Below are 17779 nucleotides of genomic sequence, written 5' to 3' on the forward strand. Positions count from 1 at the left end.
AAGGAGCTAAATAGCTCCTTTTTCTATTTTATTAGGCCATTAATCAACACCGACAGCACTCCCTGCTGGGCGACGTACATCGTTAGAGCCATAAATGAAACCTTCGCGAACTTTCCCTGAAACAGCGGAATCATTACCCGAAGATTTGGCACTAACACCAGCTCCTTCAGGGATCGCGACCATAATCAGCTCGGCGGCACCCCACGGTGTTTGTTCAACCATCTGGTAACCCATTTTATCGAGTAGTGCTAAGGTGTCTTTAGAAACGCCTCTTTGCTCATAATAAACCTCATCAGGGAGCCACTGGTGGTGAATACGCGGTGCATTAACGGCTTCTTGTGGTGGCATACCATGGTCGATAATATTTAAAGCGGTTTGCAGCGTAATCGAAATAATTCGTGAGCCTCCGGGTGAACCGAGAACTAGAAATACTTTGCCATCTTTCGTCACGATAGTTGGGCTCATGGATGACAGTGGGCGCTTACCTGGTGCAATAGAATTGCGTTCACCTTGTACTAAACCATACAGGTTTTTTTCACCTACTTTGGTGGTGAAGTCATCCATTTCATCGTTTAAGAAAAAGCCAGTTCCGGGCGGGATCACCACAGAGCCAAAGCGACCATTAATCGTGTAAGTAGTTGAAACCGCATTTCCTTTTTCATCGACGACAGAGTAATGCGTGGTCTCCGGTTTTTCGTGAGGCCCTATTCCTGGTTGAACTTGCGTGGATGGCGTTGCTTGGTTGGGGTTGATTTCTTTGCGTAACTCTTCTGCATAGGCTTTGCTGAGTAGCTTTTCCGTTGGGTTATCGACAAACTCAGGATCACCGAGGAAGGTATTTCTGTCCATATAAGCATGGCGCATCGCTTCCGTTAGAGTATGAATATAGTCCGCGGAGTTAAAGCCCATTTCTTTGAGGTCATACCCTTCTAAGATATTAAGCGTTTGGCAGATAGTCACTCCACCTGAACTTGGTGGTGGTGCAGAAATAAATTGATAGCCTCTATAGGTACAGCTAACAGGCGCTGTATCTGTGATAGTAAAATTTGCAAAATCTTTTGCGGTTAAGATGCCGCCATTTTTCTTAGAGGCTTCTTCCACAATTTTGGGGATTTCTCCTTCGTAAAAAGCAGAAGGGCCATTTTGGGCAATTTTTTCTAAGGTGTTAGCTAAATCGGTCTGAACTAACAAGTCACCGGGTTGGAAAGAACGACCATCCGGTTTTAAGAAGATACGTGCGACTTCTGGGTCTTGTTTAAAACGTTCTGTCGTGGTGTCGAGGACATCAGTATCCGCTCTAGTCAGCACAAAGCCTTCTCTTGCTAATTTAATAGCCGGCGCCATTACTTGCTGGCGGCTCATCGTACCGTATTTTTCTAAGGCATAGTCTAGGCCTTTAACGGTACCTGGTACACCTGACGCGAGGTATCCATATAGGCTCGCATCTTTGATTAACTTACCGTCTTTGTCTAAATACATATCTGCACTAGCGGCACCGGGCGCGGTTTCTCTGAAATTAATAAATAAATCTTTGCCATCGGCTAGATGAATAGTCATAAAGCCACCACCGCCGATATTGCCACAGCAAGGGTTAACTACGGCTTGTGCATATCCTACCGCAACAGCGGCATCAATAGCATTGCCGCCTGATTTTAGAATATCAGCCCCAATTTGTGATGCTAAATGTTGGGAGGAAACAACCATACCTTTTTTTGCTTCAACGGCAGGTTCAGAAGCGGCATACAGCTGATTAGAAACAAGTAAGGAAAGAAATAGAACCGCAGGGCGTAATGATGTTTTTATCATTCGTATCTCCCAGTTAGGGTTAATTGAGTTGTTCTATCGCACAAATATTCAATATGAATAGTTTGTTAATTATTTGTGTTTTTAATGTATAGCACACAATAATACAAAACATTGAGTATTTGAGTTAAGAATTGTTAACTGAGTGGAATAATTGCGAGTAGGAAGAGAAAAGATAGACTTGGTTCACAAAAGTAAAAAGCGGGCTTGATGCCCGCTTTTCTAAAACTCGCGTAACGAATTACAGTTTTGCAGAGTTTTTAGTCAGGTAGTCAGCAACGCCTTTTGGAGATGCATTCATACCTTCTTGGCCTTTTTCCCACTGAGCTGGGCAAACATCACCGTGCTCTTCGTGGAATTGCAGCGCGTCAACCATACGCAGCATTTCGTCGATATTACGGCCTAATGGTAGGTCATTAACCACTTGGTGGCGAACAACACCTTTTTTGTCAACGAGGAAAGAGCCACGCAGGGCAACGCCTGCATCTGGGTGCACGATGCCGTATGCTGCCATGATTTCACGTTTGATATCAGCAACCATTGGGTATTTAACTTCACCAATACCGCCGTTATCTACTGGTGTTTTACGCCATGCGTTATGAACAAACTCAGAGTCAAAAGAAACACCGATGATTTCTACACCACGTTTTTGGAATTCTTCATAGCGGTGGTCAAATGCGATCAGCTCTGAAGGGCAAACGAAAGTAAAATCCATTGGCCAGAAGAAGATGACAGCAGGTTTACCAGCAATGTGTTTTTTTAAGTTGAAGTTTTCAACGATTTCACCGTTACCTAAAACAGCTGCTGCAGTAAAGTCAGGGGCTTGACGTGTTACCAGAACCATAATTTACTCCTATGAGTTTGAATTAAAGTTTTTTGTCCTGTCTATTTAATCACTGATAAATAGTGTGGATTTAGACTTCTGAAAGAATAGAAAAAGATCTTTTGACAATAAAGTCATTTAAACCGATTATTGTGATAGGTTTTAACTATCAATAATACTGGTTTATCAAATTAATATCAATAAGATAGTTTTATTCCACTAAAGTGCAAGCTTTAATTTATTCCTTTGTGTTAATTGTGACATTCTGTACAAAAAAATGTTGCAGCGCATTAGCCATCATTTGCGGATAAAATTGAAAGAAAATAGTTTCTAACGCATCATACTGCAATAAAAAATCATCAAATGAACCACTTAGCGCACTGAGCTTGGGGCGTCTTCTTGCCATCCCACTCAGTGATTTTCCAATATAATTTTTATCTGCATAGCGTATTAGCCACTGTTGAGGCCAGAGATATTCATTTAACTCCTGGAATTTTTCAGGGGTATGACAAAGCTGCGACTCAATTATTTTTCGGCAGTCACGTACAAAGTCTACTAGCGGTATTGATGGCTCAATAGTTGACCAATGCAAAGATAAAAAATGATCCCAAACTAAATCCAATGTTATAGGTGCAACACGGCGATATTCATCACGAAATAACAATTTAGCTTCTTTGACTAAAGGGTGAGTATCTGTAGTGCGGTCGACAGTTCGATGCATAAAGATACCAGAGACAATTTCGGGGGAGTAAAGGCCCACAGGGTTACCGCGGACGTAGTCAGCCATGATGTTGCCGAGTAAGGAGCTGCCAGCGAGATGGGCCAGGTGGAGGTGAGCTAGGTAATTCATCCTCCTATGATATACCCGATGCCTTTCAAATTATAGCTGTGTTAGCTGCACAAATCGACCCTAGTCACATACTGATGTATGCTCCTAGGGATCAATTTGCTTGCTGCCTTGCTCTAATTCGAAATTCATGGGGTATGAACATTGAGAAACAAAAGAAAAAATATTCTTGATAGTTCGAATCTATGTAAGTTGCCTACCTGTGATTCGAAATCCATAGGACATGCAACGCAGCTTAGCTAACTTTTTGATTGCTCAAACTATAGCAGTAATTATGTTGAATTCGAAACTCACAGGACATTACTTGGCAGAGGAATAAAGAATTCCTCTAATTTGAAATTCATGGGTATACCTATCGAGTAGAAAAAAGTCGAAATCAATTTGTTATAAAAGTTTATTGAAATTGAAATAATTCATTCTTTGAATGGATAAATAGTATGCAGAATTTTTTGCTAACAAATTATTTGTTAAAAAATGGTGGTTTTTTGTCCGATCTTGCGCTTATTTCTTGCGCCAAAGTCAGTGCGGCACTAGACTAGTCGCCTGTTTTTTTAGATTGATGTCAATACAATGCGTGTTTCTGATTTTACTTTTGAATTACCTGAAGAACTGATTGCCCATTATCCGCAGGCTGAGCGTAGTGCTTGCCGTTTATTAAGCCTAGATGGCGGCTCAGGGCAGCTCACGCATGGTGTTTTTACCGATATTCTAGAAAAATTGGAGCATGGTGACTTGCTGGTGTTCAATAACACTCGCGTGATCCCCGCACGGTTATTTGGGCGCAAAGTTAGCGGTGGTAAAATTGAAGTTCTGATTGAGCGTATGTTGGATGAACACCGCGTGCTCGCTCATGTTAGGGCATCAAAAGCACCAAAAGAAGGGGCTGAATTACTGCTAGGCGAAGATGAAAGCGTGAATGCGACGATGGTCGCGCGTCATGGTGCATTGTTTGAACTGCGTTTTGACGATGAACGTGATGTATTAAGCATTCTAAACCAAATTGGTCATATGCCTCTCCCGCCTTATATTGATCGTCCTGATGAAGAATCAGATAAAGAACTTTATCAAACCGTATATAGTGAAAAACCAGGGGCTGTTGCAGCACCAACGGCGGGCTTACACTTTGATGAACCGTTACTTGAAGCATTGCGCCAAAAAGGCGTAGAAATGGCGTTTGTAACATTGCATGTGGGAGCCGGTACCTTTCAACCTGTACGAGTTGATACTATCGAAGATCACATTATGCATTCTGAATATGCAGAAGTGCCACAAGAGGTCGTAGACGCTGTTTTAGCCTGTAAAGCACGAGGTAACCGCGTTATCGCTGTTGGAACAACGTCCGTTCGGTCGCTCGAAAGTGCCGCAAAAGCGAGCCAAGATGCTTTAATTGCTCCATTTTTTGATGATACCCAAATCTTTATTTATCCAGGGTATGAATATCAGGTGATAGATGCACTGATCACCAACTTCCACTTACCGGAATCGACATTAATTATGTTGGTTTCTGCGTTTGCTGGATACAAAAACACCATGAATGCATATAAAGAAGCCGTTGAACAAAAATACCGCTTTTTTAGTTATGGTGATGCTATGTTCATTACCCCCAATACAAATGCTCGATTCGAGAAAATTGGTGAGTAATCAGTTTGAAGCGGTGGCATCGGCTGCTTGCTTAGCAAATTAATATTATCAATAGCAACAGACTGTTTTTCTGCTGCTAGGAGGCAAACGTGAAATATGAATTACAAACGACCGATGGCAATGCACGCCGTGGTCGCTTAGTTTTTGAGCGCGGTGTGGTGGAAACCCCTGCATTTATGCCAGTAGGAACCTACGGTACTGTTAAGGGCATGACACCGGAAGAAGTTAAAGAGACTGGTGCTCAAATCTTATTAGGGAACACTTTCCACTTGTGGTTGCGCCCTGGGCAAGAAATTATGAAGTTGCATGGTGACCTCCATGACTTTATGCAATGGCAAGGCCCAATTTTAACCGATTCAGGTGGCTTTCAGGTCTTTAGTCTTGGCGCGATGCGCAAAATTAAAGAAGAAGGTGTGCATTTTCGTAACCCAATCAACGGTGAAAAAGTTTTCCTAAGTCCTGAAAAGTCGATGGAAATTCAGTATGACCTCGGTTCAGATATTGTCATGATTTTTGACGAGTGTACGCCATATCCAGCAGATTGGGACTATGCAAAGACATCAATGGAAATGTCGCTGCGTTGGGCTGCACGTAGCCGCCAACGTTTTGACGAACTTAACAATAAAAATGCCTTATTCGGTATTATTCAAGGTAGTGTTTACGAAGATTTACGTGATATTTCAGTTAAGGGGCTGGTGGAAATCGGCTTTGATGGGTACGCTGTAGGCGGCTTAGCCGTTGGCGAACCGAAAGAAGATATGCACCGAATCTTAGAACATGTCTGCCCGCAAATTCCAGCGGAAAAACCTCGTTACTTAATGGGGGTTGGTAAGCCTGAAGATTTAGTGGAAGGGGTTCGTCGCGGAATCGATATGTTCGATTGTGTGATGCCAACACGAAATGCGCGAAATGGGCATTTATTTGTGACAAATGGCGTGGTAAAAATTCGTAATGCTAAGTATAAATCAGACACATCAACACTGGATGCTGAGTGTGACTGCTATACTTGTCGTCATTATAGCCGCGCTTATCTGCATCATCTTGATAGGTGTAATGAAATTCTTGGTGCAAGGCTCAATACCATCCATAATTTACGTTATTACCAGCGCTTGATGGCCGGTATTCGCCAAGCCATTGAAAATGGGAATTTTGAAGAGTTTGCTAAAGATTTTTACCAAAAGATTGGTAAACCTGAACCTTCATTAAATATCGAATGAATTTAAGTGCGAAATGCCATTAATCTGTGTAGCATATCAAACTTAGCTTTTTTGTATGTAAAATTGCTTTCAATAAAACAATGAGGAAAGTTGAATGAGTTTTTTTATTTCTGAAGCAGCGGCGTCAGCAGGTGCACCAGCGCAAGGTAGCCCGTACACTATGGTTATCATGCTTGTTGTTTTCGCGCTGATCTTCTATTTCATGATTTTGCGTCCACAGCAAAAACGTGCGAAAGAACACCGTAAATTGATGGAATCTATCACTAAAGGTGATGAAGTTTTAACAACTGGCGGTTTAATCGGACGTGTAACTAAAGTGTCTGAAACCGGTTATGTGGTTCTTGAGCTGAGTGAGAACACAGAAGTAACCATCAAACGTGATTTCGTTGCTGCTGTTTTACCTAAAGGCACAATGAAAGCAATTTAATTCTGATTCTCCCGAAGGGAACTGCCGTGCTAAACCGTTATCCTTTGTGGAAGTATCTGATGTTGATCTTCGCGATCCTCATCGGTTTGCTTTATGCACTTCCAAACCTATATGGTGAGGATCCGGCTGTTCAGATCACTGGCGTGCGGGGAACCGCCGCCAATGAACAAACGCTGATCCAAGTCCAGAAATCGTTAAAAGACGATAAAATTGAGAGTAAATCTATCTCTCTAGAAAATGGGGCCATTTTAGCCCGATTCAACAACTCTGATGTTCAGTTACGTGCGCGTGAAGTGATCATGAATGCACTGGGTGACCAGTATGTTGTTGCATTAAACCTTGCACCTGCAACGCCTAAGTGGCTCGAAGCTATCGGTGGTGAACCGATGAAGCTTGGTCTTGATCTGCGTGGTGGGGTTCACTTCCTGATGGAAGTTGATATGGACACTGCATTAGGTAAATTGCAGGAACAAAACATGGATGGTTTGCGTAATGACCTGCGTCAAGAAGGCATTGCGTACTCTTCTATTCGTAAAGGCAATGATTATAGCGTGGAAGTTCGTTTCCGTAACGCGGATGATCGTAGCCAAGCTGAAAAAGCATTGTCTCGTAAATACCCAGACTTAGTCTTTAGTGATGGCAGCGATAACACCATGATCGCAGTGATGACCGACGAGCGTTTACGTGAAGCACGTAACTACGCGGTTTCTCAGAACATTACTATTATTCGCAACCGTGTAAACCAATTAGGTGTTGCGGAGCCACTCGTTCAACGCCAAGGCGCTGACCGAATTGTGGTTGAATTACCGGGTATTCAAGATACCGCGCGCGCAAAAGAAATTTTAGGTGCGACTGCGACATTAGAATTCCGTCTAGTGAATACCGCTGTGGATTCTTCTGCAGCGGAAAGTGGCCGTGTACCAGGTGATTCAGAAGTTAAATATGACCGTGAAGGCATGCCTTATGTCTTATATAAGCGTGTGATCTTAACGGGTGACCATATTACCGACTCAACATCTGATGCGGATGAAAACGGTCAACCACAAGTGAGTATCAGTCTTGATAGTTCTGGTGGTTCTATCATGTCTGACTTTACACGTGATAACCAAGACAAGCTGATGGCAACGCTGTTTGTTGAATACAAAGACAGTGGCAAGAAAGATGCAACGGGCCGTTCAATTTTGGTGAAAGATGAAAAAGTCATCAATGCGGCACGTATTTCTGCACGTTTTGGTAGCAAATTCCGTATTACTGGTATTACTAACGGCACTGAAGCTCGCCAGCTTTCATTACTGTTACGTGCAGGTGCGTTGATTGCGCCAATCCAAATTGTTGAAGAACGTACCATTGGCCCAACACTAGGTATGCAAAATATCGAGCAAGGGCTGAAAGCCTGTATCGCAGGTCTGTTAGCTTCTATCCTATTTATGATTATTTACTATCGTAAATTTGGTCTGATTGCGAGTAGCGCGCTGTTGGCAAACTTGGTGTTAATTGTTGGGGTGATGTCCTTATTACCGGGCGCAACACTGACTATGCCTGGTATTGCCGGTATCGTATTAACCCTTGCGGTTGCCGTCGATGCGAACGTTCTAATTAACGAACGGATTAAAGAAGAGCTCAAGAACGGTCGATCTGTTCAGCAAGCAATTCATGAAGGGTATAAAGGCGCCTTCTCAAGTATTACAGACGCAAACTTAACGACACTGATCACCGCGATTATTCTCTACGCAGTGGGTACTGGGTCTATTAAAGGCTTTGCGATTACGACAGCGATTGGTGTCGCAACCTCTATGTTTACAGCTATCGTTGGTACACGTGCTATCGTGAACCTGCTTTACGGCGGTAAACGTATTAACAAGCTGTCAATTTAAGGAGCACGTTGTGGCACAGGATTATACTGTTGAACAATTGAACTATGGCCGTAAAGTTTATGACTTTATGCGCTGGGACAACGTTGCCTTTAGCATTTCTATCGTATTACTGATAGCTTCTTTTGTGATTATTGGCGTCAAAGGTTTTAACTGGGGCTTAGATTTCACCGGTGGTACGGTAATTGAAATCAACTTAAGTCAGCCAGCTGATTTGGATAAAATTCGTGATAGCTTGTCTAACTCGAATCATAAAGATCCATTAATCCAAAACTTTGGTAGCAGCCGCGATATCATGATCCGTATTCCGCCAATTGAAGGCACTGCTGGTCAAGAAGTCGGTAAAGAAATTATCACGATTATCAACCAAAATGTGGATGATAAAGCAACCGTAAAACGCATTGAATTCGTGGGGCCAAGTGTTGGGGCTGAATTAGCGCAAACAGGGGCTTTGGCTCTGTTAACTGCGTTGATTTGTATCCTAGTCTACGTTGGTTTCCGTTTTGAATGGCGTTTGGCCGCGGGTGCCGTGTTATCTCTTGCGCATGATGTGGTGATCACTTTAGGTATTCTGTCTTTGTTCCATATAGAGATAGATATGACTATTGTGGCATCATTGATGTCAGTTATTGGTTACTCACTGAACGACAGTATCGTTGTATCAGACCGTATCCGTGAAAACTTCCGTAAAATACGCCGTGGTACACCGTACGAAATCATGAACGTCTCTTTGACGCAAACATTGAGCCGTACCATCATGACATCAGCCACCACATTATTAGTGGTTCTGATGCTATACCTGTTCGGTGGCGCAATGTTAGAAGGCTTCTCATTGGTTATGTTAATCGGTGTAACTATCGGTACTATCTCATCTATTTATGTGGCTTCTGCATTAGCACTGAAGATGGGTATGAAGCGTGAACACTTGATGCAAGCGAAAGTCGAAAAAGAAGGCGCAGACCAAGAGTCATTACTGCCTTAGTTTTAAAAACGATGGTAACTAAGCCAATTAGCACTCAAAATAGTTCGTGTTGTAGGTAGGCGGCAAGTGTAATTAATCCCTAGGAGCATACAAAAGTATGTGACTAGGGTTCATAAGCGATGCCAATACCCCTACAACGGGAATAATAAAGAGTTAAGCCAATTAGTGCTCAAAATAGTTCGTGTTGTAGGTAGGCGGCAAGTGTAATTAATCCCTAGGAGCATACAAAAGTATGTGACTAGGGTTAATAAACGATGCCAACACCCCTACAACGCGAAATATGAAGAGCAACGAGAACACCCTAGGAGGCATCTTCTAGGGTGTTTTTTCTCGCACAGTAGGGTAAACTATCTCCCCCTAAATAGATTCAGGAAACGCTATGCACTGCCCATTCTGCTCAGCTGTAGATACGAAAGTTATTGACTCGCGTCTGGTCGGTGAAGGGTCCCAAGTCCGTAGACGCCGCCAGTGCTTACTTTGTCATGAACGCTTCACCACTTTTGAAGTCGCTGAGCTTGTCATGCCTAGAGTCATTAAAAGCGACGATATTCGTGAACCTTTTGATGAAGAAAAGCTTAATCGAGGTATGCAAAAGGCATTAGAAAAACGGCCTGTAAGTTCTGATGACATTGAGCAAGCTATTATTTCTATTAAATCTCAGCTTCGGGCTACGGGGGAACGTGAAGTTCCGTCTAAATTGATTGGTAGTTTGGTTATGGATGAACTGAAAAAGCTCGATAAAGTTGCCTATATCCGTTTTGCTTCTGTTTACCGCAGCTTTGAAGATGTGCGCGAATTTGGCGAAGAAATCGCTAAATTACAGGATTAACGCCAATGATTGAACAAGACAACATGTATATGGCTCGTGCTTTTGAATTGGCACGAAAAGGGCGTTTTACTACATCACCTAATCCAAATGTCGGGTGTGTGATTGTGCGTGATGGTGCCATTGTCGGTGAAGGGTATCATCAGAAAGCAGGGGAACCTCACGCTGAGGTTCACGCATTGCGTATGGCAGGAGAAAAAGCGCAAGGGGCAACGGCCTATGTCACCCTTGAGCCTTGTAGTCATCACGGCCGCACTCCGCCTTGTGCAGAAGCACTGATTAATGCAGGTGTAAGCCGAGTTGTAGCGGCGATGCAAGACCCAAATCCTCAGGTTGCAGGCCGTGGTCTGTATATGTTGTCGCAAGCAGGAATTGAAACACGTAGTAATGTTTTATTAGACGATGCTGAAGCGGCGAACCGTGGCTTTTTAAAACGTATGCGTACCGGGTTTCCCTATATCCAGTTGAAACTTGCTGCTTCGCTTGATGGCAAGACCGCCCTTGAATCTGGGGAAAGCAAATGGATTACCAGCCCGGCAGCTCGCAAAGATGTACAAGCTCTTCGAGCCGAGGCAAGTGCTATTTTAAGTACGAGCAGCACGGTTGTTGCTGATGACCCTTCTTTAACGGTACGTTGGAATGAGCTCCCATCAGATATCCAACAAGTGTATCCAGAAAGCCAAGTACGCCAACCCATTCGTATTGTGCTAGATAATCACAATCGAGTGACTCCTGACCATAAAGTTACTCAATTAGATGGTGAATGTTGGTTAGTGCGCTCAACCCCAGATGAAAATGCGGTATGGCAAGGAAAAATTGAGCAAATCGCTATTCCAGCAGATGAAAACGGCACCGATCTGGTTATTTTGATGATGCAGCTGGCTAAACGTAATGTGAATAGCATTTGGGTTGAGGCGGGAGCAAAACTCGCAGGCTCATTACTTAAGCTAGGTTTAGTTGACGAACTGATTGTCTATATTGCACCTAAATTATTAGGTGACAGCGCTCGAGGTTTGGTGGACTTTCCGCCGCTTAACGCCCTTGTTGATGCGCCAAAATTTGAATTTACAGAAGTGAAGCAAGTCGGGCCAGACCTTCGTGTCAGGCTTCGTCCCGTATGGTAAGTGGTTTTTTTGAAAATCATACGTACGATACACGAAAGAATGTGATAAAATCCGCGCCCCGCGGGTTATAATTAATATTAGAGGAAGGCTATGAACGTAATTAAAGGTGTTGTTGCTGCTCCACAAGCGCGTGTTGCTATCGCTATCGCTCGTTTTAACAACTTTATTAATGATAGTCTGCTGGAAGGTGCTGTTGATGCGTTAGAACGCATTGGTCAGGTTTCAAATGACAATATTACAATTGTGTGGGTTCCAGGCGCTTATGAGCTGCCATTGACCACAAAAGCATTGGTTGAAACGAATAAATATGATGCAGTGATTGCATTAGGTACTGTGATTCGTGGTGGTACTGCTCACTTTGAATACGTTGCAGGTGAATGTAGCTCAGGTTTATCTCATGTTGCGATGAACAGTGAAGTTCCAGTGACTTTTGGTGTGTTAACCACTGAAAATATTGAACAAGCTATTGAACGTGCGGGTACTAAAGCAGGTAATAAAGGTGCTGAAGCTGCACTGACAGCACTTGAAATGATTAATGTAATTAAGGCCATCAAAGGCAAATAATACACAATTTGCTCTATGTTGCTGTTTTTTCGCCACCACGGTGTAGATTACGCAATGCAACAAGTGTTTATTGTGTACAGTTTTTAAATTTAAGGGGAATCTTGTGAAACCTGCTGCTCGTCGCCGCGCTCGTGAGTGTGCTGTACAAGCCATTTATTCATGGCAATTATCTGGCAATCCAATTGCTGAAGTCGAATATGAGTTTATTGCTGAACAGGACATGTCAGACGTCGACGTAAACTATTTTCGTGAACTGTTATCAGGTGTTGCGACTAACGCAACAAAACTAGATCAACAGATGGCGCCTTATTTATCTCGTCAGCTCGAAGAGTTAGGGCAGGTAGAAAAAGCGATTTTACGCGTCTCCATGTTTGAATTAAGTTTCCGTGAAGATGTACCTTATAAAGTCGCAATCAACGAAGGTATTGAATTAGCGAAAGTTTTTGGCGCAGAAGATAGCCATAAATTCGTTAACGGTGTATTAGACAAAGCTGCACCTGCGGTACGCCGTAAAAAATAATAATATCAGGGTTCCCTCCTGTAGCACTACGGTAATAAATAGGTAGCCTGGGTTCCAGTCTACCTTTGTGTTTATATGCTCGCGATATTTCAATGGCCGGTGAGCGAAGAATAATTGCAGCCAATTAGATAGACTCTTCAGGTTAGCAATTCAGTGCTATTTACCTATTATTGAATTATTAGGGTGTAAATTATTTGCTTCGTCTTAAACGAAAATAGATATAGCGAAAACGGAAAATCTACCATGTCATATGGCGAATTTGACCTCATCGCGCGTTATTTTAACCGTCAAACCACTAACCGACGTGATGTTAATATCGGTATTGGGGATGACTGTGCGTTGATGACCATTCCAGAAAAACAGCAACTTGCTGTAAGCACTGACACTCTCGTTTCTGGTATTCATTTCCTACCAACCATTTCACCAGCTGATCTTGCTTATAAATCATTAGCATCTAATTTAAGTGACCTCGCAGCGATGGGCGCAGACCCTGCATGGGTTTCTTTGGCAATTACATTGCCTTGTGTTGATTGTGATTGGTTACAATCTTTTAGTGATAGTTTGTTTGAACAGCTTAACTATTATGGCATGCAATTAATTGGTGGTGATACAACCCGAGGCCCTATGAGCTTGACCTACACGGTTCATGGCTTAGTGCCAAACGGCAAAGCGATGTCCCGTGCGGGGGCGCGTAATGGCGATTGGATTTATGTAACGGGGACTCTCGGTAATAGCGCTGCTGGCCTTGCTATTTTACAAGATAAACTGAATGTTAAAAATGTAGAACATCAAGAATGGCTAATTGCGCGCCATTTACGTCCACAGCCACGGATTTTACAAGGCCAAGCATTGAGAAACCTGGCTTCTTCTGCGATTGATATTTCTGACGGTTTAGTTTCTGATCTCAACCACATCTTGAAAGCGAGCAGTTGTGGTGCGCGCATTAATTTAGATGCATTGCCTCAATCAGAAGCGTTGAAACAAAGTTGTAGTATCGAACAAGGGCGTTTATGGTCTTTGAGTGGTGGTGAAGACTACGAACTTTGCTTTACCGTTCCTGAAATTAACCGTGGAGCGCTAGAGATGGCACTTGCACACACAGGCTCAGGCTTTACGTGTATTGGGCAAATTAAGCCGCAGTCTGAAGGAATTAGCTACTTTTGCAATAACCAAGAAGTTGATGTAAACCTAAAAGGTTTCGATCATTTTGTTTCGGAAGGTGCATAGAATGGCTAGTCGCCAAGAAAAAGCAGAAGCAAAAAAACGGCTGAATATGCGTAATCCTTGGCACTTATTGGCTACAGGATTTGGTAGCGGCCTTTCACCTATTGTGCCAGGCACAATGGGCTCTCTTGCTGCGATACCTTTCTGGTTATTAATGGCCAACATGCCAATTTGGAGCCTGTGGGTGCTTATTATCGCGGGTTTTTGGATTGGTTGCTTAATTTGTCAGCGCACTTCCGATGATATGAAAATTCATGACCACGGCAGCATTGTTTGGGATGAATTTATCGGGATGTGGATTACTCTCATGGCGATCCCAGTTGTTGATTATGAATGGGTCATCACCGCCTTCTTTATTTTCCGCATTTATGACATGTGGAAGCCATGGCCGATACGGATTTTTGACCGAAAAGTCAGTGGCGGTTTTGGCATCATGATTGACGATATTATTGCGGCGATTTTTGCTTATGTGACTATTTGGTTGTTGGTATGGTATGACATCATGCCATTCTCTACCAACTAAATACGCGTCATATTTTGCGCTGTGGCGTTGTTGGCCGCACTTGGTTACCCGAATCACATACTTGTGTATGCTCATCGGGATAACCTCGATTGCCGCCTAGCCACAACACAAACTATTTAGCGTATAAATACGCGTCATATTTCAAATTGTAGGAGTGTTGGCTTCGCTTATTCGCCCTAGTCATATACTTGTGTATGCTCCTAGGGTCTTATTCGCTTGCCGCCTACCTACAATCTGAACTATTTAGCGTATAAATACGCGTTATACTTCTTACTGCCACTGCGTTACCCTAGTCACATACTCTCCTATGCTCCTAGGGATTAGTTTCTCTTGCTGCCTTGGTGCAGCACGAATTATTTAGCGTATTTGATGTGATTGTTTATCGTAGTAACTTCTTTTACTTCTCTTATGTCTTTTTGCGCCGAATACCCATCACTGAGGTTTGTGCTAGGGTTAAGCCTTTGGTTTCTGGTGCAAATAGGATCGAAACGATCAGTCCAAGCAAAGAAACGCCTGCACCCATCAATACCACCGAACTGACACCGTATTTAGTGATAAATAGCGGTAATGCCCATGTTGAAAAAATAGTGCCAATACGGCTGATAGACATAATGACCCCAACGGCGGATGCGCGAATATCGGTTGGAAACAGTTCGTTAGGGTAAAGCCATTGTAAAATACCGGGTCCCCCTGAGAAAAAAGCGTAAATCCCAAACATGATAATCACAAGGCAAATACCAAGGTTTGAAAATAGCCCAAGTATGGCAAGTGCGAGGGTCATAATGGCAAAGCTACCAATCAATAATGGTCGCCGTCCCATTTTATTCAGCCAATACATCGCAGGTAAGCAGCCTAGCATAAAGAATAAGCTGATAACTACGTTACCGAGTGCAGCGTTTTTTCCTTGATCCCACCCCAACTGCCCAACGATTTGTGGTCCAAAGGTGTAAATTGCAAACATCGGGATCACTTGGCAGGTCCAAATAATGGCGGTAAATAGGACGAAAGAAAAATGCCTCTTAGTGAATAATTGAAGAAAGTGTGTTTTTTGTTGTTCTTCGGCTTCAAATATTACGGGTTGGCCAAATAACTTTTCCATCATTTTTTCACATTCTTTAACGCGCCCTTTGCGAATCAGCCAAAGAGGTGATTCAGGTAAATCAAAACGACCAATCAAAATAATAATACAGGGGATCACTGAGCTACCAAGCATCCAGCGCCAGCCATCTTCCACGTCATATAGCATATAGCCGACGAGATTGGCACAGGTGGCACCGACATACCACATTGCTGCAATAAACCCGACAGCAAATGCACGTTGTTTGGTATTGGAAAATTCGGTGATCATTGACGTTGCAATTGGGTAGTCTGCACCTATTACAATCCCGATTAAGAACCGCATGATAAGCAGCTCCATCGGTGTTGAGACAAACATGGTCGCGACTGAAATGGCACCAATGGCAACAATATCAATTAAAAACATTTTACGACGACCGACTTGGTCACAAATATAGCCAAATAGAGAAGTACCAATGAATAGGCCTGCCAATGTTGCAGCGCCCAATAAGCCAATCCATTCACTACTTAAACTTAATACGGGGGTGAGTTGTTCTAATGCAACGCCGATCAGGACTAATACATAACCATCCAGAAAAGGCCCACCGCTACCCCACAGCATGATCCGTCGGTGAACGGAGGAAAATTGAATATCATCAAAACTTTTTGGTTTCATTATGGGTGTGTCCCTGATCAGCGCAAATAAACGCTTGAAAACTCTCGAAGTTATTAGCTTCGAGAGCGATGCTAAATAAATCAGCCGTAACGAAATTCAATACCGAAAGTGCCGCGTGGGTATTCCCACTTTTCTAATGCACTATCTAAGCCAAGAATGCGGCAGGTTCCACATTCGAGACAGCCGGCATAATCGAAACGTACTGAGCCATCTTCTTGTTTTTTATATAATCCCGCAGGGCAAGCTTTAGTTAATGTGTCGAGCACATTCATATCTGGATGCTCTTTTATCACAATATGCGGGTTTTCTTCATCGACATTAAATTTATTAATACCGAGTTTGACATCAACGTTGACTGGATTACTCATATTGCTCTGACTCCTTTAATTCCATCCTTGAGCAAGTTCATAAAGCCCACTTTTTTCGCGTGTTGTAACATGGTCTTACGTAAAGGCACAGGAGCTTCATCTGAAATCGTGAAGAGTTTTTTTGCAATACCAACCGCCATTTCTGGGTAAGCAGAAAACATGCGCGGGTTATCCAAAAACTCAGGCATTTTTTGGTACATTTTCATGTCCCGCAGTGGGCCTTCGTTGAGCAGTGTGAGGTATTGATTTAAATTTTGTTTGCTGAAATCGTCAGTTTTCATTGCGCTAAGTACCGCTTTTGCTGCCGCTTCACCTGAAGCAACGGCTAAGTCCATACCTCGAATAGTAAAACCTAAATTCATACACATACCCGCGGCATCACCAGCAATTAATACACCATCACGAACCAATTCGGATTGCATTTTTAAACCCGCTTCAGGGACGACGTGCGCGGCATATTCGACCATTTTTCCACCTTCAATCAAAGGTGCAACAGCCGGATGTTGTTTAAAGTCTTCAAGCATTTGCGGAACAGATTTTTTAGCATCTTTAATATGGTGTAGGCCGCAAACTAAGCCGAGTGAAACGGTATCTTCATTGGTATAGAGGAACCCACCGCCCATCAAGCCATCGGTTGGTGAGCCAGCAAATAGCCAAGCAACACCTTCTTTGTCTTTAAGGTTAAAACGGTTAGCTAGAACATCTCTTGGTAGTTCAATGAGCTCTTTTACACCAACAGCGACATGTTCTGCATTGACGCGTTTAGTCATGCCAAGTTGTTCAGCCAGCAGTGAGTTGACGCCATCCGCTAAAATGACCACTTTAGCTTCAAGTACATCACCATCAGCCTCAACACCAACTACCTTGCCATCACGTTCAACTAACTTATCAACTCGAATACCCGTAATACACTGTGCACCAGCATTTTCGGCTTGTTCAACTAGCCATGGATCTAATTTACCGCGTAGTACAGACCAAGACGTTTCATCAGGGCTTTGTTCTGAGCCATTTTGGAAATCAACTGTAACAGCGCCAGTTTCGGTCATAAATGACAGTTTTTCGCGTGTGATCATGCGCTCAATAGGCGCTTCTTGGGTAAAGCCTGGAATAATGCGTTCTAAGCTATGGGCATACATTCGCCCACCTGTTACGTTTTTGCCGCCCGCGTAGTTTCCTCTTTCGATTAGGAGAACTTGCGCACCTTCACGGGCAAGCACCAATGCAGCTACAGAGCCAGCTAGACCTGCGCCTACAATGATTGCATCAAAAATATCATCGGACATAGTT

17 protein-coding genes are annotated in these 17779 nt (G+C 43.2%); 11 read left to right on the forward strand and 6 right to left on the reverse strand.

Annotated features, from left to right (window positions below; translation table 11 throughout):
* Positions 1 to 39: 39 nt before the first annotated feature.
* The 3 genes from ggt to P3L37_RS03135 form a co-directional block, all read right to left on the reverse strand.
* On the reverse strand, positions 40 to 1806 hold the full coding sequence (gene ggt, locus P3L37_RS03125) for a gamma-glutamyltransferase (RefSeq protein WP_272667455.1): 1767 nt from the start codon (positions 1804 to 1806) through the stop codon (positions 40 to 42).
* Positions 1807 to 2044: 238 nt separating this feature from the next.
* Positions 2045 to 2647, reverse strand: coding sequence for a peroxiredoxin C (locus P3L37_RS03130; RefSeq protein ID WP_109911876.1), 603 nt, complete (start codon positions 2645 to 2647; stop codon positions 2045 to 2047).
* Positions 2648 to 2864: 217 nt separating this feature from the next.
* Positions 2865 to 3476: an ACP phosphodiesterase gene (locus tag P3L37_RS03135; protein WP_123382497.1), complete on the reverse strand. Its 612-nt coding sequence runs from the start codon at positions 3474 to 3476 to the stop codon at positions 2865 to 2867.
* Between the two features lie 567 nt (positions 3477 to 4043).
* Here P3L37_RS03135 and queA point away from each other — a divergent pair.
* The 11 genes from queA (at position 4044) to pgpA (ending at position 14392) form a co-directional block, all read left to right on the forward strand.
* Positions 4044 to 5114, forward strand: a complete 1071-nt coding sequence (gene queA / locus P3L37_RS03140) for a tRNA preQ1(34) S-adenosylmethionine ribosyltransferase-isomerase QueA (protein WP_109911878.1) — start codon at positions 4044 to 4046, stop codon at positions 5112 to 5114.
* A gap of 89 nt (positions 5115 to 5203) precedes the next feature.
* Positions 5204 to 6331 (forward strand): tRNA guanosine(34) transglycosylase Tgt, encoded by a 1128-nt coding sequence (gene tgt / locus P3L37_RS03145; protein WP_004914630.1) that lies wholly within the window; start codon positions 5204 to 5206, stop codon positions 6329 to 6331.
* Positions 6332 to 6425: 94 nt separating this feature from the next.
* Complete coding sequence (gene yajC, locus P3L37_RS03150) at positions 6426 to 6758, forward strand: preprotein translocase subunit YajC (RefSeq protein ID WP_004905542.1); 333 nt, start codon at positions 6426 to 6428, stop codon at positions 6756 to 6758.
* Between the two features lie 26 nt (positions 6759 to 6784).
* Entirely contained in the window at positions 6785 to 8632 is a 1848-nt protein-coding gene (gene secD / locus P3L37_RS03155; protein WP_004914628.1) for a protein translocase subunit SecD, read from the forward strand.
* A 10-nt stretch (positions 8633 to 8642) separates the two neighbouring features.
* Positions 8643 to 9611 carry a protein translocase subunit SecF gene (gene secF, locus P3L37_RS03160; RefSeq protein ID WP_004914625.1) on the forward strand — a complete coding sequence of 323 codons (969 nt, stop codon included), beginning with the start codon at positions 8643 to 8645 and terminating at the stop codon, positions 9609 to 9611.
* Positions 9612 to 9990: 379 nt separating this feature from the next.
* On the forward strand, positions 9991 to 10440 hold the full coding sequence (gene nrdR, locus P3L37_RS03165; RefSeq protein WP_004914623.1) for a transcriptional regulator NrdR: 450 nt from the start codon (positions 9991 to 9993) through the stop codon (positions 10438 to 10440).
* 5 nt (positions 10441 to 10445) lie between these two features.
* A complete protein-coding gene (gene ribD, locus P3L37_RS03170) occupies positions 10446 to 11561 on the forward strand; it encodes a bifunctional diaminohydroxyphosphoribosylaminopyrimidine deaminase/5-amino-6-(5-phosphoribosylamino)uracil reductase RibD (RefSeq protein WP_004914622.1) in 1116 nt (371 codons plus the stop codon).
* A 90-nt stretch (positions 11562 to 11651) separates the two neighbouring features.
* Positions 11652 to 12125, forward strand: coding sequence for a 6,7-dimethyl-8-ribityllumazine synthase (ribE, locus tag P3L37_RS03175; protein WP_004905531.1), 474 nt, complete (start codon positions 11652 to 11654; stop codon positions 12123 to 12125).
* Between the two features lie 103 nt (positions 12126 to 12228).
* On the forward strand, positions 12229 to 12645 hold the full coding sequence (gene nusB, locus P3L37_RS03180) for a transcription antitermination factor NusB (RefSeq protein WP_004914619.1): 417 nt from the start codon (positions 12229 to 12231) through the stop codon (positions 12643 to 12645).
* Between the two features lie 243 nt (positions 12646 to 12888).
* Positions 12889 to 13872 carry a thiamine-phosphate kinase gene (gene thiL, locus P3L37_RS03185; RefSeq protein ID WP_272667454.1) on the forward strand — a complete coding sequence of 328 codons (984 nt, stop codon included), beginning with the start codon at positions 12889 to 12891 and terminating at the stop codon, positions 13870 to 13872.
* A gap of 1 nt (position 13873) precedes the next feature.
* Positions 13874 to 14392: a phosphatidylglycerophosphatase A gene (pgpA, locus tag P3L37_RS03190; protein WP_109911879.1), complete on the forward strand. Its 519-nt coding sequence runs from the start codon at positions 13874 to 13876 to the stop codon at positions 14390 to 14392.
* Positions 14393 to 14798: 406 nt separating this feature from the next.
* On the opposite strand, the gene P3L37_RS03195 is transcribed toward pgpA, so the two are convergent.
* From P3L37_RS03195 to fixC, 3 genes are all read right to left on the reverse strand, one after another.
* On the reverse strand, positions 14799 to 16124 hold the full coding sequence (locus P3L37_RS03195; protein WP_231136785.1) for an MFS transporter: 1326 nt from the start codon (positions 16122 to 16124) through the stop codon (positions 14799 to 14801).
* Between the two features lie 80 nt (positions 16125 to 16204).
* A complete protein-coding gene (gene fixX, locus P3L37_RS03200) occupies positions 16205 to 16492 on the reverse strand; it encodes a ferredoxin-like protein FixX (RefSeq protein ID WP_004914610.1) in 288 nt (95 codons plus the stop codon).
* A complete protein-coding gene (fixC, locus tag P3L37_RS03205) occupies positions 16489 to 17775 on the reverse strand; it encodes an FAD-dependent oxidoreductase FixC (RefSeq protein WP_117162858.1) in 1287 nt (428 codons plus the stop codon). The genes fixX and fixC overlap by 4 nt, the downstream gene beginning before the upstream one ends.
* Positions 17776 to 17779 lie beyond the last annotated feature (4 nt).

Source organism: Providencia sp. PROV114 (assembly GCF_032704305.1).
GTDB lineage: Bacteria > Pseudomonadota > Gammaproteobacteria > Enterobacterales > Enterobacteriaceae > Providencia > Providencia rettgeri.

What these genes read in the sequence shown, in the direction of transcription:
- ribE (WP_004905531.1), top strand. Translation starts at nt 11,652, where the DNA reads ATGAACGTAATTAAAGGTGTTGTTGCTGCTCCACAAGCGCGTGTTGCT.
- ribD (WP_004914622.1), top strand. Translation starts at nt 10,446, where the DNA reads ATGATTGAACAAGACAACATGTATATGGCTCGTGCTTTTGAATTGGCA.
- pgpA (WP_109911879.1), top strand. Translation starts at nt 13,874, where the DNA reads ATGGCTAGTCGCCAAGAAAAAGCAGAAGCAAAAAAACGGCTGAATATG.
- yajC (WP_004905542.1), top strand. Translation starts at nt 6,426, where the DNA reads ATGAGTTTTTTTATTTCTGAAGCAGCGGCGTCAGCAGGTGCACCAGCG.
- fixC (WP_117162858.1), bottom strand. Translation starts at nt 17,775, where the DNA reads ATGTCCGATGATATTTTTGATGCAATCATTGTAGGCGCAGGTCTAGCT.
- P3L37_RS03195 (WP_231136785.1), bottom strand. Translation starts at nt 16,124, where the DNA reads ATGAAACCAAAAAGTTTTGATGATATTCAATTTTCCTCCGTTCACCGA.
- thiL (WP_272667454.1), top strand. Translation starts at nt 12,889, where the DNA reads ATGTCATATGGCGAATTTGACCTCATCGCGCGTTATTTTAACCGTCAA.
- queA (WP_109911878.1), top strand. Translation starts at nt 4,044, where the DNA reads ATGCGTGTTTCTGATTTTACTTTTGAATTACCTGAAGAACTGATTGCC.
- ggt (WP_272667455.1), bottom strand. Translation starts at nt 1,806, where the DNA reads ATGATAAAAACATCATTACGCCCTGCGGTTCTATTTCTTTCCTTACTT.
- P3L37_RS03130 (WP_109911876.1), bottom strand. Translation starts at nt 2,647, where the DNA reads ATGGTTCTGGTAACACGTCAAGCCCCTGACTTTACTGCAGCAGCTGTT.
- fixX (WP_004914610.1), bottom strand. Translation starts at nt 16,492, where the DNA reads ATGAGTAATCCAGTCAACGTTGATGTCAAACTCGGTATTAATAAATTT.
- P3L37_RS03135 (WP_123382497.1), bottom strand. Translation starts at nt 3,476, where the DNA reads ATGAATTACCTAGCTCACCTCCACCTGGCCCATCTCGCTGGCAGCTCC.
- nrdR (WP_004914623.1), top strand. Translation starts at nt 9,991, where the DNA reads ATGCACTGCCCATTCTGCTCAGCTGTAGATACGAAAGTTATTGACTCG.